This window comes from Variovorax rhizosphaerae (assembly GCF_037889975.1).
Lineage (GTDB): Bacteria > Pseudomonadota > Gammaproteobacteria > Burkholderiales > Burkholderiaceae_C > Variovorax > Variovorax rhizosphaerae.
Window position 1 is genome coordinate 23521 of record NZ_JBBKZT010000018.1, and the last position, 25455, is coordinate 48975.

14 protein-coding genes are annotated in these 25455 nt (G+C 66.8%); 5 read left to right on the forward strand and 9 right to left on the reverse strand.

The genetic code is table 11. The features are described from left to right. Nucleotides 1-20: 20 nt before the first annotated feature. Nucleotides 21-656: a dTMP kinase gene (tmk, locus tag WKW82_RS29965; RefSeq protein ID WP_340346499.1), complete on the reverse strand. Its 636-nt coding sequence runs from the start codon at nucleotides 654-656 to the stop codon at nucleotides 21-23. A gap of 88 nt (nucleotides 657-744) precedes the next feature. Then, nucleotides 745-1743, reverse strand: coding sequence for an endolytic transglycosylase MltG (gene mltG / locus WKW82_RS29970; protein ID WP_340346386.1), 999 nt, complete (start codon nucleotides 1741-1743; stop codon nucleotides 745-747). A gap of 74 nt (nucleotides 1744-1817) precedes the next feature. Between mltG and ygfZ the strand changes: the two genes are divergently transcribed. Next, complete coding sequence (gene ygfZ / locus WKW82_RS29975; RefSeq protein WP_340346387.1) at nucleotides 1818-2741, forward strand: CAF17-like 4Fe-4S cluster assembly/insertion protein YgfZ; 924 nt, start codon at nucleotides 1818-1820, stop codon at nucleotides 2739-2741. A 128-nt stretch (nucleotides 2742-2869) separates the two neighbouring features. Here the strand turns inward: ygfZ and WKW82_RS29980 are convergent, their stop codons facing one another. Together WKW82_RS29980 and WKW82_RS29985 are read right to left on the reverse strand one after the other, a co-directional pair. After that, on the reverse strand, nucleotides 2870-11449 hold the full coding sequence (locus tag WKW82_RS29980; RefSeq protein WP_340346388.1) for an ESPR-type extended signal peptide-containing protein: 8580 nt from the start codon (nucleotides 11447-11449) through the stop codon (nucleotides 2870-2872). A gap of 819 nt (nucleotides 11450-12268) precedes the next feature. Beyond that, nucleotides 12269-13129: a YbgC/FadM family acyl-CoA thioesterase gene (locus WKW82_RS29985; RefSeq protein ID WP_340346390.1), complete on the reverse strand. Its 861-nt coding sequence runs from the start codon at nucleotides 13127-13129 to the stop codon at nucleotides 12269-12271. A 93-nt stretch (nucleotides 13130-13222) separates the two neighbouring features. Between WKW82_RS29985 and WKW82_RS29990 the strand changes: the two genes are divergently transcribed. Next, nucleotides 13223-14350, forward strand: a complete 1128-nt coding sequence (locus WKW82_RS29990; protein WP_340346391.1) for an SMP-30/gluconolactonase/LRE family protein — start codon at nucleotides 13223-13225, stop codon at nucleotides 14348-14350. Here WKW82_RS29990 and WKW82_RS29995 read toward each other — a convergent pair. Then, complete coding sequence (locus WKW82_RS29995; RefSeq protein WP_340346392.1) at nucleotides 14347-14562, reverse strand: hypothetical protein; 216 nt, start codon at nucleotides 14560-14562, stop codon at nucleotides 14347-14349. The genes WKW82_RS29990 and WKW82_RS29995 overlap by 4 nt on opposite strands. A gap of 249 nt (nucleotides 14563-14811) precedes the next feature. On the opposite strand from WKW82_RS29995, the gene WKW82_RS30000 reads away from it, so the two are divergent. Genes WKW82_RS30000 through WKW82_RS30010 form a run of 3 tightly spaced genes read left to right on the forward strand, consistent with a single transcriptional unit; the run spans nucleotide 14812 to nucleotide 21171 of the window. Beyond that, nucleotides 14812-16554, forward strand: a complete 1743-nt coding sequence (locus WKW82_RS30000) for an efflux RND transporter periplasmic adaptor subunit (protein ID WP_340346394.1) — start codon at nucleotides 14812-14814, stop codon at nucleotides 16552-16554. After that, a complete protein-coding gene (locus tag WKW82_RS30005) occupies nucleotides 16551-19733 on the forward strand; it encodes an efflux RND transporter permease subunit (RefSeq protein WP_340346396.1) in 3183 nt (1060 codons plus the stop codon). Before WKW82_RS30000 ends, WKW82_RS30005 begins: the two co-directional genes overlap by 4 nt. Beyond that, nucleotides 19720-21171, forward strand: a complete 1452-nt coding sequence (locus tag WKW82_RS30010; RefSeq protein WP_340346397.1) for an efflux transporter outer membrane subunit — start codon at nucleotides 19720-19722, stop codon at nucleotides 21169-21171. The genes WKW82_RS30005 and WKW82_RS30010 overlap by 14 nt, the downstream gene beginning before the upstream one ends. 148 nt (nucleotides 21172-21319) lie before the next feature. Here WKW82_RS30010 and WKW82_RS30015 read toward each other — a convergent pair whose 3' ends face one another. From WKW82_RS30015 to WKW82_RS30030, 4 genes are all read right to left on the reverse strand, one after another. After that, entirely contained in the window at nucleotides 21320-21874 is a 555-nt protein-coding gene (locus WKW82_RS30015; RefSeq protein ID WP_340346399.1) for a hypothetical protein, read from the reverse strand. Nucleotides 21875-22015: 141 nt separating this feature from the next. Then, nucleotides 22016-23092, reverse strand: a complete 1077-nt coding sequence (locus WKW82_RS30020; RefSeq protein WP_340346400.1) for a tartrate dehydrogenase — start codon at nucleotides 23090-23092, stop codon at nucleotides 22016-22018. A 25-nt stretch (nucleotides 23093-23117) separates the two neighbouring features. Then, nucleotides 23118-23918, reverse strand: coding sequence for a 4-hydroxy-2-oxoheptanedioate aldolase (gene hpaI, locus WKW82_RS30025; RefSeq protein ID WP_340346402.1), 801 nt, complete (start codon nucleotides 23916-23918; stop codon nucleotides 23118-23120). Between the two features lie 14 nt (nucleotides 23919-23932). After that, nucleotides 23933-25402 (reverse strand): NAD-dependent succinate-semialdehyde dehydrogenase, encoded by a 1470-nt coding sequence (locus WKW82_RS30030; protein WP_340346403.1) that lies wholly within the window; start codon nucleotides 25400-25402, stop codon nucleotides 23933-23935. Between the last annotated feature and the right edge of the window lie 53 nt (nucleotides 25403-25455).

Here is a 25455-nt window from a genome sequence, read left to right on the forward strand (position 1 = left end):
CTCCAGGATCTGCACCACGGTCACGCCACCCCCCGCGCCTGTAGCGTCGATTCGATCTGCTGCCACACCTGCTCGCGCGGGCGGTCGGCATCGATGCGCGCGAAGCGTGGCGCCGCTGCGGCCCGGTCGGCATAGCCTTGGGCGACGCGCCGGAAGAACTCGACGGGTTGGGCCTCGAACTTGTCGGGCAGCCGCGCGCCGGCCAGGCGCTCGGCAGCGATCTCCGGCGGGAGGTCGAACCAGAGCGTGAGGCCGGGTTGCAGCAGCACATCGGCATGCGCCGGATCGGCCTGGACCCAGCGTTCCAGCATGCCGAGCACACCCAGGTCGAAGCCCCGGCCCGCACCCTGGTAGGCGAAGGTCGCGTCGGTGAAGCGGTCGCACAACACCACGTCGCCGCGCTTCAGGGCAGGGACGATGACCTGCAAGACATGCTCGCGCCGGGCCGCAAAGACGAGCAGCGACTCGGTCAGCGGGTCCATTGGTTCGTTCAGCACCAGCGTGCGCAGCGTTTCGCCGAGTGGCGTGCCGCCAGGTTCCCGGGTGCGGGTGACGGCGCGGCCCTGGCCGCGGAACAGCGCTTCGAGCGCGTCGATGTGGCTCGACTTGCCGGCGCCGTCGATGCCTTCGAGCGAGAGAAACAGGCCCGTGGTCATTGCGGCCCCCACGCTGGGCACTTCGTGTCCTCGATGCCCCCCGGCGCGGCGCTCGTTGCTTGCCCCGACGCCCGGCACTTCGTGTCGCTCATTGTCGATTCCGTTGATAGCGGTTCACCGCGTTGTTGTGCTCATCGAGCGAATTGCTGAACTGGCTGGTGCCGTCGCCGCGCGAGACGAAGTACAGCGACTTGCCCTGCGCCGGCTGCACGGCGGCGAGCAAGGCGCCCTTGCCGGGCATGGCGATGGGGGTGGGCGGCAGGCCGTTGCGGGTGTAGGTGTTCCAAGGGGTGTCGGTCTGGAGGTCCTTCTTGCGGAGGTTGCCGTCGAAGCGCGTGCCCAGGCCGTAGATGACGGTGGGGTCGGTCTGCAGCGGCATGCCGGCGCGCAGGCGGTTGATGAAGACCGAGGCGATCTGCGCCCGCTCATTGGCCTTGCCTGTCTCCTTTTCGACAATGCTGGCCAGGATCAGCGCCTCGTCGGCCGACTTCAGCGGCAGGTCGGACGCACGTGCGGCCCACGCGGCGGCGAGCTTGCGGTCCATGGCGCGCATCGCGCGCTGCAGGAGGGCGGTGTCGGTGGAGTTCTTGGAGTAGGTGTAGGTGTCCGGGAAGAAGCGGCCTTCCGGGTGCTGGCCCGGGCGGCCGAGCTTTTCCATCAGGGCCTCATCGCTCAGCGCGGCGGTTTCCGGCTTCAACTGGTCGGCCTTGGCCAGCGCCACGCGCACCTGTCGGAAATTCCAGCCCTCGACCAGTACGACGCTGCGCGTGGCTTCCTCGCCGCGCACGAGCACATTCAGCAGGATCTTCGGTGTCACGCCCGGCTCCAGTTCATAGCTGCCGGCGCGCAACTGCCGGGACTGGCCCGATAGGCGGAACCACCCGTAGAGGAGCTTTGGTTGCACGTCGACGCCGGCGTCGGCCACGGCCTGGGCTATGCCGCGCGGCGTGGTGCCGGGTTCGATGGACAGGTCCAGCGAGGGCGCGGAAAGCTTCAAAGGCTGTTGCACCCACCACAGTCCCCAGGCGCCGACAGCGAGCGCCGCGAGGGCAGCCAGCAAGAAAACTTTCAGGAAGAAACGTCGCACGAGCAGGTTCGGGGAGTGGAAAGCGCTTGGCCCTGCGGAGTGAACGGATGCGGGCCGGCCATGATAATTCAGCGATGAACCCCGTTGTGCTCAATGGCATCGCTGCCCTCCCCCACCTCGGCGTGATCCGCGCCGAAGGCCCAGACGCCGCTTCCTTCCTTCACGGTCAACTCACCCAGGATTTCTCCCTGCTCGACGGCACGCAAGCCCGCCTGGCCGCGCTGTGTACCGCCAAGGGCCGCATGATCGCGAGCTTCATCGGCATCCGGCCGCAGCCCGATTCGATCCTGCTGGTGTGCAGCCGCGACATCCTGGCGGCCACGCTCAAGCGACTGCAGATGTACGTGCTGCGCGCCAAGGCGAAGCTCAGCGATGCCAGCGCGGATTTCGCGCTGTACGGCGTGGCCGGCACCGCGCTGGCGAGCAACGGTATCGACGCATCTGCCGCGCCGGGCCTGCGCAGCTTGGTCGGCGAAGCCAGCGTGGTTTCGCTCTATCCGGCCGATGGCATTCCCCGCGCTTTGTGGATCGCACCCGTCGCCAGCCCCGCGCCGACCGGCACCGAAATGGATGCCAACCTCTGGCAATGGAGCGAGGTGCGCAGCGGCATCGCGACGCTGACCACGCCAGTGCTCGACGCCTTCGTGCCGCAAATGCTGAATTACGAATCGGTGGGTGGCGTGAACTTCAAGAAGGGCTGCTACCCCGGCCAGGAAATCGTGGCGCGCAGCCAGTTCCGCGGGACGCTGAAGCGCCGGGCCTATGTGGTACGCGCCGACGCGCCCGTCACCGCGGGCGAGGAAGTGTTCGCGGCCAACGATGCGGAACAGCCGGCCGGCACCGTCGTGCAGTCGGCCGCGTCGCCATCGGGCGAATGGTCGGCCATCATCTCGATGCAGATTGCGGCGATGGAAGCCGGCGGTCTGCGAGCCGGTGGACCCGAAGGCGTGGCGCTGACCGTCGATCCCCTGCCCTATCCCCTGCTCGCGGATATTTGATCCACCCCCGATGCGCCTGCGGCGCAACCGGGCCGATCCGGGATTCCTGATCGCCGACGAAAAAGCGGCTCCTGCGCGCAAACGCAGGAGCCGCTTTTCATTCGCCAGACCCGAAGGTCAGCCGAGGATCACTTCCACTTCCAGCCGATGCCGGCGTTGACGCCCACATCCTTGCCGGTCGTCGCCAGGCCCACGCCCCAGGACATCTTGCCGTCCTTGGCCATCTCCTTGAAGTTGACGGCGATGGCCGAGTAGCCCTTGTAGTTGCCCACGCCCACGCCGACGGCCTTGTCGCCGGCTTCCATGGTCGGCATGTAGGTGCCGGACATCGCGAAGCCCATGGCCACGCCGGAGTAGGCACCCTTCTGCAGATCGGCCACCTGGCCCTGGATCTGGCCGACTTGCGATTGGAGCGCGTTGACCTGGCCGGCGACCTGACCCACTTCGCCGCTCACGGACTTCAGCTGCGCCACGTTGGCGGCGTCGCTGTCTTCCGAGCCGGCGGCCACGCCGGTGATCTGGCGCGTCTGGCCGTCGCCGCCAACCGCGACGGCACCTTGCGTGCTGGTCGTGGCAGCCACCGCAGCCTTCTGCTTGTCGGTCGCGCTCTCGCTCACAAAGCCAGCGACGCCAGCGTTACGCGTTGCGGCCGAACCCGCGCCGATCGCCACGCCGCCATTGACCTGCACCACCGCGCCGAAGCCGATGGCCGTGCCTCGCGACACCGCCGCACTGCCGCCAGCGTCCGTCTGCTCGCCGATGGCCACGCCGTTGTTGCCGGCACGGGCATTGGCACCCATGGCTTGCGAGCCGCCGCTGGACACCGCGCCGTTGCCGATGGCAATGGCGTTGGTGCCGGTGGCTTGCGCGCCCTGGCCCATTGCCACGGCGCTGGTGCCGCTGGCCACGGCCTGCGGGCCGATCGCCACTGCGTGGGCGCCGGTGGCCGACGAATCGTCCAGCGTCGAGTTCGTGTGGAAGTACTTCGTGCCGTTCTGGTTGATGCTGTTGAGTGCATCGCCCACGTTGTTGACGTTCGAGGTCGAGCCGTCCGCATTGCGCACGGTGTAGCTCGGTGCCGACCACTTGCCGCTGGAAGCGTCGTAGGTCGAGCCGCCACCGAGGCCAGCCGCCGCGCCGGAGCCGACGGATGTCAGGTTGTTCGTCACCTTGGACGCGGCGTCCTTGATGTCCGAGACAGTGGTCGACAGCGACGACACACCCGCAGCGGACGCATTGCCCATGCCATTGAGGCTGGTCGACAGCGAACTGAGGCCGCCTTCCAGGCCGTCGACGCGGTTGGTCACGTTGTCGACACGGCCCGTCAGGTTGCCGAGGCCGGTGGACAGGCTGCCCACGTCGGTGGCCAGGCCGCTGATGCTGCTCGAGGTCGAGGTCGAGAGCGATGCCAGGCCATTGCCCAGGTTGCTCAGGCCGGTCGAGGTGGAACTCGACAGCGAGCTCACCGTGTTCGTCAGGTTGCCCACGTCAGAGCTCAGCGAGCCGAGATCGGTGCCCGTCTTGTCGAGGTTGCTGGCCACCTGGAAGAGCTGGCTGCCGTTGATCGCGTCGGTGCTGCTGGCGTCGATCTGGCCGGCGGCGACGTTCTGCACCTGGCGTTCCGCGTCCTTGGCACCCACGCTGAAGCTGCCCACCGGCGCACTGCCGGCGAAGTTGTTGTACGTGGTGCTGCCCACCGTCACGTTGTTGACCACCGTGACCTTGCCAGACTGGGAACCGGCGCCGATGGCGACCGAATTGTTGAAGCCGGCAACCGCGTTCGGGCCGATGGCCACGCTGTCCACACCGATGGCCCTGCTGTCCGCGCCGGTCGAGTTGGCATGGAAATACTTCGTGCCCTTGGTGTTGATGCTGTCGAGTGCATCGCCCACGTTGTCGGCCTGGCTGGTCGAGCCGTCGGCGTTGTAGACCGTGTACGACGGAGCGCTGATCTTGCCCGTGGCCGGGTCGAACTTGGCGCCGCCGCCCAGGCCGGCCGCTGCCGAGTCACCCAGGTTGGTGCCCTTGGCTTGCAGGTCGCTGATGCTGCTCGAGGTCGAGGTCGACAGCGAACCGATGCTGGCCGTCGTCGAGGTCGACAGCGAGCTCAGGCCGTTGGCCGTGGAAGTCGACAGCGAGCCGATGCTCGAAGCGGTGGACGTCGACAGCGAATTGATGCTGTTGGCGACGTTGCCGAAGCTGGTCGACGTGGAGGTCGACAGCGAACCGACGCTGGCGTTGACGGCGTCGAGGCTGGTCTGCATCGAGGTCGACAGCGAACCGAAGTCGCCGCTGGCCTTGTCCAGGTTGGCCGCCACTTGATAGAGCTGGCTGCCGTTGACGGCGTCCGTGCTGTCTTCTGCGATTTGACCTGCCGCCACGTTCTGGATCTGGCGTTCCGCGTCCTTCTTGCCGACGCTGAAGCTGCCTGCGGGCGTCGCACCGGCGAAGCCGCCGAAGGTCTGCGCGCCCACCGTGGCGCTGTTCACGGCCTTGGCTTCCTTCGTCTGCGCGCCGGAGCCGATCGCGACCGAGCTGGCATCCGCGGCGACGGCGTTCGGGCCGATGGCGACGCTTTCGGCACCGAGGGCCTTGCTGTCTGCGCCGTTGGAGTTGGCGTGGAAGTACTTCGTGCCCTTGGTGTTGATGCTGTTCAGCGCGTCACCGACGTTGCTGGCCGTGCCGGTCGAGCCGTCGGCGTTGTACGTCGTGTACGACGGTGCGCTGACCTGGCCCGTGGCTGCGTCGTAGGTCGCGCCGCCACCGAGGGCCGCTGCAGTCGACTGGCCTTGCTTGTCGGTCGCCACTTGCAGGCTGCTGATGCCGGTCGAGAGGCCCGCACCCATGTTGGCGAAGCCGCTCGAGGTCGAGGTCGACAGCGAGGACAGGTCCGACGCCAGGTTGCCCAGGCCGACCGAGGTCGAGGACGACAGGCTGCCGATGCTGGAAGCCGTGGCGGTCGAGAGCGAGCTCAGGCCGCTGAAAGCCGTGTTCAGGCCGGCCGACGTGGAGGTCGACAGCGACGAGATGTCCGAACGGTTCTGGGCAGTCACCCTGGAAACCTGGTACAGCTGGCTGCCGTTGACGGCGTCCGTGCTCGCATCCGACAGGCGGCCTGCCGCGACGTTGTGGATCTGGCGCTCGGCACCGGCATCGCCGACGCTGAAGCTGCCCACCGGCGCGCCGCCGGCGAAGGAACCGAAGTCCGTGCCGTTCGTGGAGAAGCCGCTCACGCCCACAGCTGCCGAGGTCTTCGCGCCCTGACCGATCGCGACCGACTTGTCATGCGATGCCACGGCGTTCGGGCCGATGGCCACGCTGTCCGCGCCGGTGACGACGCTGTCAGCTGCCGTCGAGTTGGCATGGAAGTACTTCGTGCCCTTGGTGCTGATGTTGTCGAGCGCGTCGCCGACGTTGTTCACCGTGCTGGTCGAGCCGTCGGCGTTGTACGTCTTGTAGGACGGTGCGTTGATCTCACCCGTCGCGGCGTTGTAGCTGGCGCCACCGCCGAGTGCGGCCGCGGTCGTGTCGCCTTGCTTGTCGGCAGACGTTTGCAGTGCGCTCACGCCGGTGGACAGGCCTGAGCTGAAGTTGTCGAAGCTGGTCGACGTGGAGGTCGACAGCGAGGCGATGTCGGACGCGGTCGAGGTCGACAGCGAGTCGATGCGGCTGTTGGCGTTGCCAAGACCCGTGGAGGTCGAGGTCGACAGGCTGCCGATCTGCGAAGCCGTGGAGGTCGACAGCGAGTTGAGGTTGCTGTTGGTCGTGGCGAGACCCGTCGACGTGGAGGTCGAGAGCGAATCGAGGCCCACGCGGTTCTGGTCGACGACCTTGGCCACCTGGTAGAGCTGGCTGCCGTTCACGGCGTCCGTGCTGGCGGCCGTGATGCGGCCTGCTGCCACGTTCTGCACCTGGCGTTCGACACCGGCATCGCCCACGCTGAAGCTGCCCGTGGGCACGGCGCCGGCAAAGGAGCCGAAGCTGGTCGTGCCGACCGTGGCCGTCGGTGCGTTCACCGCGCCTTGGGTCTTGGAGGCCGAGCCGATGGCGACCGAGCGGTCATGCGAGGCCACGGCGTTCGGGCCGATGGCGACGCTTTCCGCGCCGGAGGCGACGCTGTCGGCGCCGGTCGAGTTGGCGTGGAAATACTTGATGCCGTTCTTGTTGATCGCAGCGAAAGCGTCACCGACGTTGTTGACCGAGCCGGTCGTGCCGTCGGCGTTGTACGTGGTGTAGGCCGGGGCGCTGATCTTGCCCGTGGCGGCGTCATAGGTCGAGCCGCCACCGAGGTTGGCGGCTGCGGCGTTGCCCAGCGAGTCGGTCTTGGCGTTCTGGTTGGCGATGCTCGTCGAGAGCGAGGTCGTGCCGGCGCCGGCGTTGGCCAGGCTGGACGAGGTCGAGGTCGACAGCGATGCGATGTCGGCGGCCGTCGAGGTCGACAGGCTGTTGATGCCCGAGGCGGTCGTGGTGGACAGCGAGTTCAGCTTGCTGTCGGCCGTCGCGAAGCCGCTCGACGTGGAGGTCGAGAGGGAGTTGACGCTGTTGGTGACGGTCGTCAGGCCGGCCGAGGTGGAGGTCGACAGCGAGTTGAGCTTGCTGTCGGCGTTGGCGAAGCCGGTCGAGGTCGACGACGAGAGCGAAGCCACGCTGCCGGCGACATCGGCCAGGCCGGTCGACGTGGAGGTCGACAGCGAGTTGATCTTGCTGTCGGCGCTGGCCAGGCCCGCCGAGGTGGACGTCGACAGCGAGTTGATCTTGCTGTCGGTATTGGCGAAGCCTGCGGACGTCGAGGTCGACAGCGAGTTGATGCCGTTGGCGGTGGACGTGGAGAGCGAGCTGAGGCCATCGGCCGTCGAGGTCGAGAGCGAGTTCAGGTTCTTGTTGGTCACATCGACCTGCGTGGCCACGCTGTGCAACTGGCTGCCGTTGACGGCATCCGTGCTGTCGGCCGAGACGCGGCCGGCGGCCACGTTCTGGATCTGGCGTTCCGTGCCCACGTCACCCACGCTGACGACGCCAGACGGCGTGCTGCCTGCGAAGTTGCCGAAGGTCGTGTCGCCGACCTTGGCGCCGGCCGTCGGCGTGCCGTAGCCGTTCGTCTTCGAGAAGCTGCCGATGGCGACGTTGCCGTCTTCAGCCTGTGCCTGGTAGCCCATGGCAACGGCCAGCTTGCCGGCCGTTGCTTCGCCACCGATGGCGATGGCGTCACGACCCGTCGTCTTGCTGTCGTCGCCGGTCGAGCTGGCGTGGAAGTACTTGATGCCGTTGGCGTTGATGCTGGCGAGCGCATCGCCGACGTTGTTGACCGAACCGGTCGAGCCGTCGGCGTTGTAGACCGAGTAGGACGGAGAGCTGATGTTGCCCGTCGCCGTGTTGTAGGTCGCGCCGCCGCCGAGGCCGGTAGCCGCCGTCTGGCCGAGCGTGTCGGTCGTCGTCTTCAGGTCGCTGATGCCGGTGGACATCGAGCCCTGGAAGCTGTTGAACGCGGTCGATGTGGAGGTCGAGAGCGAGCTGACGCTGTTGGCGACGTTGGCCAGGCCGCTCGAGGTCGAGCTGGACAGCGAGCCGATGCTGGATGCCGTGGTGGTCGACAACGAGCTGAGGCTGCTGTTGGTCGTGGCCAGGCCCGTCGACGTGGAGGTCGAGAGCGAGTTGATCTTGTTGTCTGCATCGGCGAAGCCGGTCGCGGTCGAGGTCGACAGCGAATCGAAGGCCGTGGTGACGCCGGCGAGTTGCGAGCCGTTCACTGCGTCCGTGCTGGTGCTCGAGATGACACCGGCCGCGACGTTCTGGATCTGGCGTTCCGCACCGGCCTTGCCGACACTCACGACGCCGGCGGTGGCACTGGCGATGCCAGCCGCGGTAGCGCCCATCAGCGTCGTGTTGCCGGTATGCACCGCGCCCGTCACGGAATCGGTGCCCAATGCCACGTCATTGGCGTTGGTGGCGACGGCGTTCGTGCCGATTGCCATGCCGTTGGCTTGGCTGGCGCGTGCGTTGACGCCCACGGACACCGCATTGGCGCCGCCGCTCAGCGCTTGAGCGCCAATGGCCACGGCGTTGGTGTTGGTCGCCTTGGCGGCCCCTGTTGCATTGCCACCAATTGCGACGGCACTCGCGCCGGACGCAATGGAACTGGCCCCGAGGGCCACGGAAAAGTCGCCCGTCGCCGTGGTCGCGGTCGAAGTCGGATTGCCGCCGATCGCCACTGCGTTGTTGCCGGTCGCTGTCGCCACGTTGCCGATGGCAATCTGCGAGCCTGGGCCAGAAGCATTGGCCAGTGCGCCAATGGCGACACCCGAGCCGACGGTGGCAACCGCGCGGGCCTGATTCCCGAGCGCGACGCCGGAATAGTTTGTCTGGGTAGATTTGCCGATTGAAATGGAGCCGCCGCCATTTGACACCGCACTCGTGCCAATGGCCATCCCATTTGCCGCGGTCGCCGATGCGTTCGTACCGATTGCAATCGTATCCACGCCTGTAGCGCTGCTGTCGGCGCCCGTGCTGTTCGCGTGGAAGTACTTGATGCCCTTGCTGTTGATGTTGTTGATGGCCGTGCCCACGTCGTTGGCCGTGGACGTCGTGCCATTGCCGTTGTAGGTCGTGTAGGCGGGTGCCGAGATGGCGCCAGTCACGGGGTCGTAGGCCGAGCCGCCACCCAGTGCTGCAGCCGTCGTCTGGCCGAGCTTGTCGGTTTCGACGTTCAGGGCGTTGACATTGGTCCAGAGAGACGCGACGTTGCTCATCGCTGTGCTGACGCCGGTCGACAGGCTGCTGTTGCTGGTGCTCAACTGGGCCACCGTTACGGCGTCCGTCGCAGCGGCACCGTCGGCGATGTTGGTGAGGCGGCGGGTGGCGCCGGTCCGACCGAACGAGACTTCGCTGCCGGGTGCGGCCTGGTTGGTCAGGTAGCCGGTGGTGGTCGGCGCAACCGTGCCGGTGTCGCTGTCGCGGCCGATGGCGACGCTGTTGTCGTAGCGCCCGTTGGCGTTGTAGCCGATGACGGTGGCGAACTGCCCTGTCGCATTGGCGATGGGGCCGATGGCCGTGGAGTTGAGTGCCGCCTGCGCCTGGACGCCGATGGCAATGCTCGACCCGGCGGAGACAGCACCTGCGCCGATGGCGAGCGCCGAACCGGCCTTGGCTTGCGAGTTGTAGCCGATGGCGGCGGAATTCTGGCCCAGCGCCTGGGATCCCGGGCCGAGCGCGAACGAAGCGCCCCCGCTGGCGGTGGCATTGCTTCCGATCGCGACCGCGTCAGCCCCGGTCGCAACAGAGTCCGCACCCGTGCTGTTGGCGTGGAAGTACTTGATGCCTTGCGCATTGATGTTGGAGATGCTGGTGCTCAGCTGCGCCACGGTCACAGCGTCCTGCTGTGCCGCGCCATCGGCGACGTTGGTGATGCGGCGCAGCATGCTGCTGTTGCCCACCGACACTTCGCTGCCCGGTGCGGCCGAGTTCGTCAGGTAGCCGGTGCCGGTCGGCGCGCTGGCCGACGTGGTGCTGCTGTAGCCGAGGGCCACGCTGTTGGCGGACTGGGCCTTGGCGCCCTGGCCGATGGCGACCGCGTAGGCTTGTGAAGCCGCTGCATTGGAGCCGACAGCCACTGCGGCCGTGCTGGAAGCCGCGGCGCTCACACCGAAGGCCACGGACGAGGTGCCCGATGCGTTTGCGCCCGCGCCGACGGCAGCCGCCGAGCCGACCGATGCTGAAGAGTTGACACCCACCGCGACCGCGTTGTCGCCGGCTGCAGAACTGTTCTGCCCCAATGCGCTCGAGGAAGCGCCGGCAGACTTTGCATCGCGGCCGATGGCGGTCGAGCTGGCGCCCGCAGCCGTTGCAGTGGAGCCGAAGGCGGAAGACGCGTAACCCGTTGACCTGGCATCGTTGCCGACTGCGACGGAAAAATCGCCGCCGGACTTTGCATTGAGACCGAAGGCCGATGACTGGTCGCCGGTCGCCTGGCTCTGGAAACCGACCGCCGTGGTGTAGCCATTGGCTGCCGAAGCCTTGAAGCCAATGGCTGTGGCGCTGTAGTTGCTGGCGACGGATTGGGCGCCGATGGCCACGCTCTCATCACCCGTTGCCTGTGCACCCTTGGTCGCGTCGGCGCCGATCGCCACGGCGCCGACACCGGAGGCCAGAACGCCCGCGCCACTCGCCGTGTTCGAGGTTCCGCCGATCGCGGTCGCAGTGTCTTTGGACGCGGTGCTGTTGTAGCCAAGTGCCACGCTGGAGGTGCCAGCCGCCTTGGCCTGCAGGCCTGCGGCCAGGGCGTACTGCCCGGCCGTCGCGGCGAACCCGAGTGCGGTGCCGGCTTTGGCGGTCACCGTGGCGAAGCCGCCAAGGGCCGTCGCGGCGGATTGGCCGTTGCCCGTGGCGCCGCAACCCAACACGTTCGACCAGGTGCCACTGCCGTCCACCGGGTTTCCGGGTGCGCCGTAGCTCACGACGCCGTCAGGACCTACCGAAGCGCCAGCCGTGCAAGCACCACCTGTTCCCGTATAGGTGTTTGCCGCTGCCGGGATGCTCACCCCCATCAGCGTCAAGCACGCGGCGACGGTGGATGTGAGCCTGACGACGTAATTGCGCCCGCCGCCAGAACGGCTGTCGGACTGGCAGGACTTGCCCTTGGCGGTGCTGATTTCCGATGCGGCGACGAACGTGCCCAGCGACTCGTTCCAGATGCTCTTGAATGACTTGTTCATGATTGGCTAACTCCAAAAATGCCGGATGATTTTTTCGGGGCAGTCATTCCGACCAAGTGACGTGCCGGCTGAATTTCTTCAGCGATTTCGAAATAAAAATCGCTGGCCTTTCAGGTGGCTGGCAATGTTTATTTGCATGTATGTATTGGACCTTTTACGGGTTTTCCCGTATGCAGGTCGCGTCCGAGCCGGGCTTGGGAAACTTCGCACACGGGCGCTGACATTTCTGCTGCGCCCTCTCGTTTTCAGAGGGAAGTTTTTATTTTTCAGATAATTCGACGTGATACTTCACGCGAATTCTGAGATATGGATTCGCCCGGCATTGCACCGTGGCGGCAGGTGAAAAAAAAGATCCCCGGAAACTCTCGCTTCCGGGGAAAGGTCCCTCTCCATATCGCCCTCACGGGGCGCCTCTCGTTACTTTTTATATTTGCTTGAGGTGACAGCTGATGAAATGTATTGGACCATCCTGGTCGGGGTATTCATACTGGAAAATTCCGCGCGTCGTGCGGGATATTTCCTAAACTTCTTTTCAGGCAGCGATTTGAAATTACATGAATCAAGGACCCGACGGCAATTGACAATTTGCGCAACGATGGCATGGCGAGCGAAGGCAAAAAAATCCCCGGAGACTTGCGTCGCCGGGGATCAGATTCCTCCCAACCCTCGCCCTCAAGGGGCGCTTCTTCTTGTCTTCACATTTGTTTTGATGCGTGACAGCAGATGGATGTATTGGAGCAGTCACCCGGGCTGGGCGATGCAGGACGCGTCTGCGCACCGCCCGGAAACTTCCGGGCAGGGCCACGGGCGATTCGGCCGTCAGAGCATCCGGCGCATCTCGATGTGGCCGATGCCGGCTTCCTCGAAGGGCTCGCCACTCGGCACATAGCCCAGCCGCGCGTAGAAGGCCTCGGCGCTTTGCTGCGCATGGAGCCGGACCTCGCAGTCGCCGCGCGCGCGGGCGGCGTCCTCGAGCAGCTTGAGCACAGAGGCGCCATGGCCGCCGCCGCGCATCGCGCGATGCACCGCCATGCGGCCGACGCGCGCGATGCCAGGCGCTTCGCTGAGGAGGCGCCCCGTGGCGATGACCCGGCCCAGGCGGTTGCGTGCCACCCCGTGCACGGCGACGGCATCGTGCTCGTCCCATTCCATGTCGACCGGGACCTTCTGCTCCTCGATGAAGACCTCGCGCCGCAGCGCGCCGGCGCCCTCCCCGAGCTCGTCCCAGGAACCGGCGACGACCTCGAAGACCGGTTCGCGCGCCTCGTAGTCCGTGAGCAAGGCACGCAGCACCTGGGGCACTTGCCTGGAGGTCTGTGTGGCCGGGTCGGCAAAGACGTAGACCAGCTCGCAGGTCACGAGCAAGGCGTCGCCACGGAACAGCGCGCCTTCGAAGTGGATCGACGAGTTGCCGATGCGCGCGCAGCGCATGCCCACGTCGATCACGTCATCGACCCGTGCCGAGGCGTTGAACTCGATCGTCGCCTTGCGCACGTAGAGGTCGCCACCCATCGCGACCATCGATTCCTCGTAGGGCAAGGCCAGCGCGCGCCAGTAGTCGGCGATGGCGGTGTCGAAGTACATCAGGTAGTGCGCGTTGAAGACGATCTTCTGCATGTCGACTTCGGCCCAGCGCACGCGCAGGCGGTGAAAGAAACGGAAATCGCTACGGCGGGGCATCAAGGTCTCCTGGGGCTGTTGTGGGGGTTGTCTCGGGCGGGCCGATTCTCCATCGCCGCCACAATCGCCGGCACCACATAGGAGACATTGCGCATGTTGAAGAAAGTGTTCGTCGCGCTCACGTTGCTGATGGCGGTGCTCGCCGTCTATCTGGCGTTGTGGCCGGTGCCGGTGGCGCCGGTGGCCTGGGTGGCGCCCGCCGAACCCGGCTACACGGGTGCCTTCGCGGTGAACGACCGTCTGGCCAGCCTCAACATGATCGACCTCGGCCGCGAGGAAGGGCCGGAGCACATCGCCATCGGGCCCGACGGCATGCTCTACACCACGGTGGCCAGCGGCAACATCCTGCGCATGCGCCCCGACGGCGCCGCGCAGCAGGTGTTCGTCAACACCGGCGGCCGGGTGCTGGGCTTCGACTTCGACGCGGCCGGCAATCTGATCGCGGCGGATGCGGTCAAGGGCCTGCTGTCGGTGAGCCCGGCGAAGCAGGTCAGCGTGCTGGCCGACAAGGTCGGCGGCGACCCGATCCGCTATGCGGATGCCGTGGCGGTGGCGCGCGGCGCCGGCTCGGGCGGCAGGATGTACTTCAGCGATGCCTCGACGCGCTTCGCACCGGCGGACTGGGGCGGCACCTTCGAGGCCAGCGTGCTGGACATCATCGAGCAGTCGTCGACCGGCCGCATCCTCGTCTACGACCCGGCCACGAAGGCGACGCGCATCGTCGCGCGCGGCCTGTCCTTTGCCAATGGCGTGGCGTTGAGCACGGACGAGAAGAGCCTGTTCGTGGCGGAGACGGGCAAGTACCGCATCTGGAAGATCGACGTGCAGGCGCGCGACCTCGACCTGCGGGCCGGCCCCGTCGCGCAGGCCAGCGTGCTGTTCGACAACCTGCCCGGCTACCCGGACAACCTCATGCGTGGCCTCGACGGAAAGATCTGGGCGGGCCTGGTCAAGCCGCGCAACCCCGCCGTCGACAGGATGGCCGACAAGCCCTTCCTGCGCAGCCTGTCGCTGCGCCTGCCGCGCGCGATGTGGCCGGTGCCCAAGGCCTACGGGCATGTCATGGCGTTCACGGAGGACGGCAAGGTGGTGGCGAACATGCAGGATCCGACGGGCGCCTATCCCGAGGCGACGAGCATCACCGAGACGGCGGAACGGCTCTATGTGCAGAGCCTGCACGCGAAGGGGCTGGGGTGGTTGAAGCGCATGCCGGCGCCTTAGCGACCCCGCTTGGCCCATTGCCCCGCGGGCTCGCCCTCCAGCGGCTTCAACCAGTCTGACGCGGCCTCGGTCGGCCCCATCGAGCGCAGCCGCTCGTCGCGCCACAACTCTGCGGCGGTCTCCTCGAGCACATCAGGGTCCACCGTGCGCCAGTGCCGCTGAAGGCGATGGGCGCAGGCCGCGATCCAGACGGTGGAGGGAAGGGAATCCATGTCGACACTGTATGCGCATACAGTTCTCTTGTCCATGGCCAGCGAAGTCCGCGCAACGCAGTCGGAAGTGCTGCGGGCGCGCTCAATGCCGCTGCGATCCGCTCCTTCGTCACGCTGCTGCGGCAGTCGTTGCCCCAAAGGTCAGTTGCCAATCGCTCCCCCAGTAGCGACCATTTGCGGCCCAGCAAGAGCCACACGGTCCTCCCGGCGCCAGCAGGCGGCACCGGATCTTCCGTGGAGGAGGAGCGGATGGACCTGCACGTCAAGACATTTCCAGGCGCCTTCCCGGCGCTGCTTGTGATCGCCTTGTTGACGGCGTGTTCCGGCAAGGAGCCCGAGAAGCCGCCCGTCCCGGTCGCCGAAGTCGCGGTGCAGGTGGTCAAGACGCAGCTGGTGCCCGTGACCTTCGACTTCGTCGGCCAGACCGAGAGCTCGCAGCAGGTGGAGATCCGCGCACGGGTCAACGGCTTCCTGGAAAAGCGCCTGTACAACGAAGGCGCCTTCGTCAAGCCCGGGCAGGTGATGTTCCTGATCGACCCGAAGCCCTTCGACGCCGACCTCCAGGCCGCACGCGCCGAGCTCGCGCAGCAGAAGGCGCGGCTCAGCACGGCGCGCGCCAACCTCCAGCGCGTGAAGCCGCTGGTGGCCGACAACGCGCTGGCCGTGAAGGACCTGGACGATGCCACCGGCAACGAGCAGGCCGCGACCGCGGCGGTGGAAGCGGCCGGTGCGAAAGTCACCAACGCGACGCTCAATCTCAGCTACGCGACGATCACCTCGCCCGTGGCCGGCCTCTCGTCTTTTGCGAAGGTGCAGAACGGCGCCTACGTCAGCGGGCAGAACAGCGTGCTCACCTACGTCGCGAAGCTCGACCCGATGCGCGTCAACTTCAGTCTGTCGGAGAACGAGTCGCTGCGCAGGAAGGACGAGATTGCCAAGGGCCTGCTGACCAAGGCGCCGAACGACGACTACACAGTCGAACTGCTGCTGGCCGACGGATCGACTTTCCCGGCACGTGGCCGGATCACCTTTGCGGATGCGGCATTCAGCCAGGAGACCGGCACCTTCCTGCTGCGTGCGGAGATTCCCAATCCTGAAGGTGACCTGCGACCGGGGCAGTTCGTGCGCGTCAGGGTGTACGGATTCAAGCGGCCCAATGCGATCGTCGTGCCGCAGCGGGCCGTGCAGCAGGGGCCGCGCGGCGCCTTTGTCTGGGTCGTGAGCCCCGAGGGCAAGGCAGTGCCGCAGCCTGTGGAGGCCGGCGACTGGCTGGGTGACCAGTGGCTGGTGAGCAGCGGGCTGAAGGACGGCGCGCAGGTGGTGGTCGACGGCTTCATGCGGCTGGCGCCCGGCGCGCCGGTGAAGACGAAGGAGGTCGCGGCACCGCCGCTGCCTGTTGCTGCGTTGCAGCCGCCATCGGTGCCGACGCCAACGGCGAAAGGTGCTGGCGCGAGCGGAGGTGGGGCCTCCGGCGGTGGCACAGGCGCAAGTGGGACCTCAAGCGCTGGCGCGAGTGGGCCGGCTTCGGGCGCAACCGGGAGCGGGGCGGCCTCCGGCGCAAGCGGCAGCGGCGCAACTTCGGGCGCAAGCGGCAGCGGCACAACCTCGGGCGCATCGGCCAGTCCGCCCTCCCCGGCCGCATCGCCTGGCACCGGCACGCAGGCCGCCGCGTCCGACGCCGACGCCGTCTTCTTCGACCAGGGCCGCAGCGCGATCGACGCCACCGGACGCGCCCGCCTGCAAGCCGTCGCCGCCTCGCTGAAGGCGCAGCCCGGCGCACGCGTCGCCGTGCACGGCTTCGTCGATGCGAGCGGCAATGCCAAGGCCAACGCCAAGTTGGCCAAGGAGCGCGCGCAGGCCGTGCGCGACGCGCTCATCGCTGCCGGTATACCCCGCGAGCGCATCGCGATGGAGAAGCCGACCGACATCGTGGGTGGCAAGTCGCCCGCACACGCGCGTCGGGTCGACGTGGTGGTGGTGGGGGCACGATGAAGTTCTCGCACTTCTTCATCGACCGCCCCATCTTCGCGTCCGTCATCTCGATCGTCCTGGTGCTGGCCGGGGCGGTGGCGATGGTGAACCTGCCGATCGCGCAGTTCCCGGACATCACGCCACCGCAGATCTCCGTCTCCGCCAGCTATCCGGGCGCCAGTTCGGAGGTGGTGTCGCAGAACATCGCCGCACCGATCGAGCAGCAGGTCAACGGCGCCGATCGCATGATGTACATGAACTCTACGTCGAGCTCGACGGGGAACATGACGCTGTCGGTGTACTTCGAGATCGGCACGGATCCGTCGCTCGCGCAGGTGGACGTGCAGAACCGGGTGAACCTCGCGCTGCCGACGCTGCCCTCCGCGGTGAGCAGCCAGGGCGTGTCGGTGGCGAAGAAGTCGCAGGCCTTCATGATGATCGTGGCGATCTATTCGCCCGACAACAGCAACGATCCGACCTACATCGCGAACTACGCGAACATCAACGTGCTGGACGCGATCAAGCGCGTGCCGGGCGCCAACCAGAGCTCGATCTTCGGCTCGCCCGATTACGCGATGCGCCTGTGGCTCAAGCCCGACCGCATGGCCTCGCTCGGCCTCACGGCCACCGATGTGCAGCAGGCCGTCGCCGCGCAGAACCAGCAGTACGCCGCCGGCCGGCTCGGCGCGTCACCCACCGCCACGCCGGTGCAGCAGACCTTTCCGGTCGCCACCTCCGGCCGCATGACCGAGCCCGAGGAGTTCGAGAACATCATCCTGCGCGCCTCCAACCAGGGCACGGGTGCGATCGTGCGGGTGAAGGACATCGGCCGGGCCGAACTGGGCGCCAAGGACTATTCGATCCGCTCCAAGTACAACGGCAAGACCGCAACGCTGATCGCCATCTACCAGCAGCCCGGCGCCAACGCGCTGCAAGTCGCGAAGGATGTGCGCAAGCTGCTTGCGGAAATGAAGAAGACCTTCCCGCAGGGACTGGACTACGACGTTGCGCTGGACACCACCGAGTTCGTGCAGGAGTCGATCAAGGAAGTGGTCCACACCTTCGTCGAAGCCGTGATCCTGGTGGTGCTGGTGGTGTTCCTCTTCCTGCAGAGCTTTCGTGCGACGCTGGTGCCGATCCTGGCGGTGCCGGTGTCCATCCTCGGCGCCTTCATCGGCATGACCGCGATGGGCTTCTCGATCAACATGCTGACGCTGTTCGGCATGGTGCTGGCCATCGGCATCGTGGTGGACGATGCCATCGTGGTGGTGGAGAACGTCGAGCGCAACATGGCCGAGTTCCATCTGTCGCCGTCCGACGCGGCCAAGCAGGCGATGGACGAGGTGAGCGGGCCGGTGGTCGCGATCGTGCTGGTGCTGTGCGCGGTGTTCATCCCGGTGGCCTTTCTCTCGGGCATTACCGGGCAGCTCTACAAGCAGTTCGCGATCACGATCGCGGTGTCGGTGGTGCTGTCGGGACTGGTGGCGCTGACGCTCTCGCCGGCGCTGGCGGCCATCCTGCTGAAGCCGCACAAGGAGGGTGCGCACGAGAAGAAGGGCTTCTTCGGCTGGTTCAACCGGCAGTTCGAACGCCTGACCGGCGGCTATGAGCGGTCCGTCCAACTGGCCATCAAGCGCTTCGCGCTGGCGGTGATCCTGATCGTGGCAATCATCGCGGTCATGATGGGCCTGTTCAAGCGCGTGCCCTCCTCCTTCCTGCCGGTAGAAGACCAGGGATACATCTTCACCGCGGTGATCATGCCGGACGCTGCCAGCCTCGATCGCACCGAGGCCGCGAGCGATCGCGCCCAGGCCTGGTTCAGCAAGCAGCCGGGCGTGAAGTCGGTGGCCAGCGTGCCGGGCTTCAGCCTGATCGACTCGCAGCTCAAGTCGAATGCGGGCGTGCTCTTCGTGTCGCTCAAGGGCTTCGCGGAGCGGCAGGCGCCGGGCGACAAGGCCGATGCGCTGATCCACGATGCGGGCCGGGAGTTCGCGAACTACCAGGACGCGATCCTGGTACCGGTGAACCCGCCGTCGATCCCGGGGCTGGGCACCACGGGTGGCTTCGAGTTCTGGATACAGAGCGAAGGCGACGCCTCGCTGCAGCGCGTGGAGGAGGTGACGCGCGAGTTCATCGCCAAGGCGCGCACGCGACCTGAATTGCGCGGTGTGAACTCGACCATCAACACACGCTCGCGGCAACTCATGGTCGACGTGGACCGTGACAAGTCGGAGAGCCTGGGCGTGCCGGTCGAAGCGGTGTACCAGACGCTGCAGACGCTGTTCGGCTCGCTCTACGTGAGCCAGTTTCCGAAGAACAGCCGGCTGTTCCAGGTGATCCTGCAAGCGGAGCCAAGCTACCGCGTCACACCAGACGACCTGCAGAACATGTACGTGCGCAACCGCAGCGGGCAGATGGTGCCGTTGAATGCGCTGGCCACTACCCGCTACGTGGCGGGCGCGGACATCGTCACGCGCTTCAACAACTTCACTGCCGCCAAGATCACGGGCGATGCGGCGGTGGGCTACAGCTCCGGGCAGGCGCTCGATGTGATGGAGGCGCTGGCGCGCGAGGTGCTGCCGGCCGGCTTCACCTATGCATGGTCGGGGCAGTCCTATGAGGAGCGCAAGGCGGGCTCGACCGCAGGGCTGGTGTTCGGCTTTGCGCTGGTGATGGTGTTCCTGATCCTGGCGGCGCAGTACGAGAAATGGACGCTGCCGATCGGCGTGCTGCTCGCGGTGCCCTTCGCGCTGTTCGGCGCCATTGCCGCGATCTGGATGCGGGGCATCCAGAACGATGTGTACTTCCAGATCGGGCTGACGGTGCTGATCGCGCTGGCCGCGAAGAACGCGATCCTGATCTTCGAGTTCGCGATCGAGCAGCGCCACAAGGGCATGTCACCGTATGACGCTGCGTTGAGCGCCGCACGGCTGCGTCTGCGGCCGATCATCATGACCTCGCTGGCTTTCATCCTCGGGTGCATTCCGCTGGCGATCGCGAGCGGCGCTTCTGCCGCGAGCCGGCAGTCGCTCGGCACCGGGGTGATCGGCGGGATGCTGGGCGCGACGGTAATTGCGATCTTCTTCATCCCGATGTTCTTCTGGGCTTTCGAGACGATGAGTGCGCGGTTCGGCAAGAAGAAGCAGCCGGCTTCCGACGCTGCACCCGATGACGAGGCGGTGTCCGATGCGCCGCATTGAACACGCTGCGCCGCTGCTTGCGCTACTGCTCGCGGGCTGCATGCTCGGGCCGGACTACAAGCGCCCTGCCCTCGACGTGCCGGCGCAGTTCCGTGGTGCTGCATTGCAAGCCAGCAGCCCGACCGCCGCCGACACGGCCTGGTGGCAGCAATTCGGAGACGCGCAACTCGATGCGCTGGTCACGGAAGGCCTGCGCAACAACAACGACCTTGTCTCGGCGGCTGCGCGCGTCGACCAGTACTACGGCGCGCTCGGCACGACGCGCGCCGCACTGTTTCCGCAACTGGCCGCTGACGCAGCCGGCAGCCGCAACCGCGCAAGCGAGCGCACGATCACGGGCGCGCCCCAGATCAATCCGTACAACAGCTTGCAGGCGACCTTGCTGGCCAGCTGGGAGATCGACCTGTTCGGCCGCACCCGTCGGCTCACGGAGGCCGCCACCGCGGACCTGCAGGCCAGCGAGGCTTTCCGGCGCGGGGCGGTGCTGTCCTTCGTGGCCGCCACGGTCACCGGCTACGTGCACCTGCTCGACCTCGACCGTGAACTGGAGGTGACGCGCGAGACGCTGCGCATTCGCCTGGACGCGCTGAACCTGTTCGAGAAGCGCTTCAAGGGCGGCGTGGTGTCCGAGGTCGAGGTGAGCCAGGCGCGCTCGGAGTACGCGACGGCATTGCGCAACATCCCGGTGCTGGAGCAGAACATCGCGATCCAGGAGAACGCGCTGTCCGCGCTGCTCGGGCGCAACCCGGGGCCGATCTCGCGCGGCACCATTGCTGCACTGACAGCACCGCCAGTGCCCGCCGGCCTGCCCTCCGATCTGCTTGACCGCCGCCCTGACATCCTGCAGGCCGAGCAGGCGCTGGTCGCGGCCAATGCGCGCATCGGTGCCGCGAAGGCCGCGTACTTCCCGACCATCTCGCTCACCGGCGCGTTCGGGCAGTCGAGCCGCACGCTGTCGGACCTGTGGGGCGGCGCGGCGCGCGTCTGGAGCTATGGCGCGGACCTGAGTGTGCCGATCTTCACCGCCGGCGCCATCGCAGGCCAGGTGCGCAGCGCCGAGGCGGCCCAGCGCGAGTCGCTGGCGCAGTACCGAAAGGCCGTGCAATCCGCCTTCGGCGAAACCGAGAACGCGCTCACCGGCATCAGCAGCAGCCGGCAAGCGCTCGATGCACAGAAGCTCGCGGTGAGTTCACTCGACCGCTACCTGCGCCTCGCATGGAGGCGCTACGAGGGCGGCTACACCAGCTACCTGGAAGTGACGGACGCCGAGCGCAACCTCTTTGCGGCACGCATCCAGCTCGCGCAATCAGAAGCGGATGTGCTGCTGCAGAACGTGGCGCTCTACAAGGCGCTGGGCGGCGGCTGGGTCGGCCTGGCGGAGCGTGGCGCGCCCCAGCCGGATGGTCGTGTTCTGTCGCAATCGGCGCCGGAGAAGTGATACGACTTCGCAATCCAGCGCATCACTACCTTGCCTTGGATCGCCTTGCCGCGCGACAGCACTGTCTGCGGCGCTCCGCCTTGTTCTGCGCTGGATTGCAAAGTCGTGTATGTGGCGCACAGCAGGCGCGGTGTGTGATCGCGGACGCTCATCCCAATGGCGTGACTTCCATCGGCTGCACGAAGACCCTCTCGAACAACGGATCGCGGCCATCGTCAACGAAGAGACCGGGAATGTAGAGCTGCCGAACTCGGACATGCTGGGTGGGAATCCAACGCGTGCCGCGATCGCCCCCAGCCGACGAGCCCTGCGCTGCCTTCCCCGGCCCGGTGTAAGCGCGCAAGGGCTCGCACAAAAGGGCTCGGACCAGTTGATCTACGCGCGTCCACGCATAGGGCAATGCGAGCATCAATCGAGCCGCATCGCGCAGCGAGTAACCGTTGGCAGCCGCGAATCGCCTGACCAGGTTGAAGTTCTCGAAGTCGACCCACCAGCCGCCGCCGAAGCGTGACGCGCGCGAGGCGCTGCTGCTCGCAAAGCGGTAGTAGTAATGCCCGGCAGGCACGCGCGTGGGTTGCGGGTTCGCAATGCCGCCCGTGCCCACCGCCTGGCCATCGTTGAACCAGCGCTCGGTATCGAAGCCGGAGGCGATGACTCGCCAATGGACTTGGTCAAAGAACAGGGAATTCGCAGCAGAAGACATGGCCCCTCCATTCGAAGACCCGATGTAGCACAGGCTGTGGACAGGTCCAACCTCACGATTGATTACTACCTTTGGCCGGTCTTCCTTCAGCGCGCGCTTCGCGGCCCCGATGCCGCCGGTCGCATGCCCTCCTTCATCGCACTAGATCAGTCCGGCAATCGCCTTGCCCAGCTCCACCGTCGTCGCCTTGCCGCCCAGGTCGCCGGTGCGCGGACCGTCCTTGAGCACCTGCTCGATGGCATTCAGGATCGCATCGTGCGCTTCTTTCTGGCCGAGGAAATCGAGCATCAACGCACCCGACCAGATCATCGCGATGGGGTTGGCAATGCCTTTGCCGTAGATGTCCGGTGCCGAGCCATGCACCGGCTCGAACAGCGACGGGAATTTGCGTTCCGGGTTGAGGTTGGCCGAGGGCGCCAGGCCGATGGTGCCGGTGCACGCTGGGCCCAAGTCGGACAGGATGTCCCCGAACAGGTTGCTCGCCACCACCACGTCGAAGCGCTGCGGCTGCAGCACGAAGCGCGCGGTGAGGATGTCGATGTGCTGCTTGTCGATCTTGACCTGCGGATAGTCCTGCCCAACGGCGTCGGCGCGGCTGTCCCACCACGGCATGCTGATCGCGATGCCGTTGCTCTTGGTCGCCACGGTCAGGTGCTTGCGCTCGCGCGACTTCGCCAGTTCGAAGGCGTACTTGAGCACGCGGTCGGTGCCGAATCGGCTGAACACCGATTCCTGGATCACGATCTCGCGCTCGGTCCCCGGGTACATGACGCCGCCGAGGTTGGTGTACTCGCCCTCGGTGTTCTCGCGCACGATGTAGAAGTCGATGTCGCCCGCCTTGCGCCCGGCCAGCGGACACGGCACGCCTTCGAACAGGCGCGCGGGGCGCAGGTTGATGTACTGGTCGAACTCGCGGCGGAACTTGAGCAGCGAGCCCCACAGCGAGACGTGGTCCGGCACGGTGTCCGGCCAGCCGACGGCGCCGAAGTAGATCGCGTCCTGGCTCTGCAACTGCGCCTTCCAGTCGGCCGGCATCATGTCGCCGTGCTTCTGGTAGTAGTCGCAGCTGGCCCATTCGATGTCGGTGAACTGCAGGTCGAAGCCGAAGCGGCTTGCCGCCTTCTCGAGCACGCGGTGCCCCTCGGGCATGACTTCCTTGCCGATGCCGTCGCCGGGGATGCTGGCGATCTTCAGTGTCTTCTTGTTCGTGGTGGCCATGGTCTTGTTCCGTTGTGAAGTGTTTTCAGTAGGCTGCCGCGCCGGCCGCGCTCATCGCGCTTTCGGTGCCGAGGCCGAAGTCGTTGGCCAGGCGGCGCGCGCCCTGAACCATCAAGGTGATGTCGATGCCCACCGCGACGAAGGTGGCGCCCAGGTCCAGGTAGTGGCGTGCCAGCTTCGCGTCGGCCGTGAGCGTGCCGGCGGCCTTTCCGCTGGCGACAATCGTGCGGATGGCGTTGTCGATGGCGGCCTGTACCTCCGGATGGCCGGGCGCGCCGCGGTGGCCCATCGACGCGGCCAGGTCGGCCGGGCCGATGAACACGCCGTCCACGCCGTCGACCGCGCAGATCGCTTCCAGGTTGGCCATCGCGGTCCGGGTCTCGGCCTGGACCAGCAGGCAGATCTCGTCATTGGCGGCGCCCAGGTAGTCGCGCCGCGCGCCCCAGCGCGAAGCACGCGCCACGGCGGCACCGACACCGCGAATGCCGTCCGGCGGATAGCGCGTGGCGGCCACGAGCGCGCGTGCTTGCTCTGGCGTGTCGACCATCGGAACGAGCAGGTTCTGCACGCCGATGTCGAGCAGTTGCTTGATCAGCGCCGTGTCACCCGTCACCGCGCGAACCACGGGCTGGGCCGGGTAGGCGGCGACAGCTTGCAGTTGGGCCAGCGTGCTGCGCACATCGTTGGGCGCGTGTTCGCCGTCGATCAGCAGCCATTGAAAGCCAGCGGTGGCGCAGGCCTCCGCCGCGTAGGGGTCTGCCAGCGAGAGCCAGAGGCCGACGAGCGCTTGCTTGTCGGACAGCGCGTGCTTGAAAGGGTTGTTCATGTTGCGCGTTCCGATCAATCGAGTTGGCCCTGGCACACGTACTTGGTGTGCAGGAAGTCGTCCAGGCCGTGCGTGGAGCCTTCGCGGCCGTAGCCGGATTCCTTGACGCCGCCGAAGGGTGCGGCCTCTGCCGCGATGGCACCTTCATTGATGCCGACGATACCGGACTCCAACGCGTCCGCGACGCGCCAGACGCGGCGAATGTCGTTGGAATAGAAGTAGGCGGCCAGGCCGAAGGGCGTGTCGTTGGCCGCGGCGATGACCTCGGCCTCGGTGTCGAAGCGCGTCAGCGCCGCCACGGGACCGAAGGTCTCCTCGCTGGCGCAGGCCATGGTGCTGTCGGCGCAGACCAGCACGGTGGGCGCGAAGTACCGGGGGCCGACTTCAGGCAACCGCCCTCCTCCGACCAGCACCCTGGCGCCGCGCGCGACAGCGTCCTCCACATGACGCTCGATTTTCTCGACCGCCCGCGCGTTGATCATCGGCCCGATCTGCGATGACGCATCGGTGGCCGGCCCGACCTTCAGCGACTTGACACGTGAAGCCAGCTTCTCGGCGAACGCGTCATGCACCTTGGCTTGCACGAACACGCGGTTGGGGCAGACGCAGGTCTGGCCGCCATTGCGGAACTTGGCCGCCATCAGGCCCTCGACAGCCGCATCCAGATCCGCATCCTCGAAGACGATGAAGGGCGCGTTGCCGCCGAGCTCGAGCGACAGCTTTTTCAGCGTATCGGCCGAGCGCCGCGCCAGGTGCTTGCCCACCGGCGTCGAGCCGGTGAAGGTGATCTTGCGCACGCGCGGGTCGTCCAGCCAGGCATCGACCACTTCGGGCGTCTTGTCGCGGGAGGCCGTGACGATGTTGAGTACGCCCGGCGGTACGCCGGCTTCCTCTGCCAGGCGCACGAGGGCCAGCGAGGTCAGCGGCGTGTCCTCGGCCGGCTTGCAGACCACGGTGCAGCCCGCGGCCAGGGCGGGCGCGATCTTGCGGGCGATCATCGCGGCCGGGAAGTTCCAGGGGGTGATGGCCGCGATGACGCCGACCGGCTCCTTGATCGCGAACATGCGACGGCCAGCGACGGGTGCGGGAATGATCTCGCCGTTCATGCGGGTCGCTTCCTCGGCGAACCATTCGATGTAGCTGGCCGCGTAGGCGATCTCACCCTTGCCTTCGGCCAGCGGCTTGCCCTGCTCCATCGACACCAACGTGCCCAGGTCGTCCTGGTGCGCCATGACGAGGTCGTTCCAGCGCTTGATGATCTGGGCGCGCTGCTTCGCCGGGACCTTCCGCCAGGAGGCGAAGGCTTCATGCGCGGCATCGGCTGCGTCGCATGCCTCCGTGGCGCCGGAGTCCGGCACGTGGATGATCACCGCGCCGGTGGCCGGATCGGTCACGTCGAACGTGCTGCCGGAGGCTGCGCGCCATTCGCCGGCGATGTAGTTCTGGCTGCGCAACAGCTCGGTTCGTTGAAGGGTCAGTGGCATGGAGTTTCTTCTTGTGGGTCTGTTGAGGGGCTGGTGGTGGCCTGCGTCCTCCG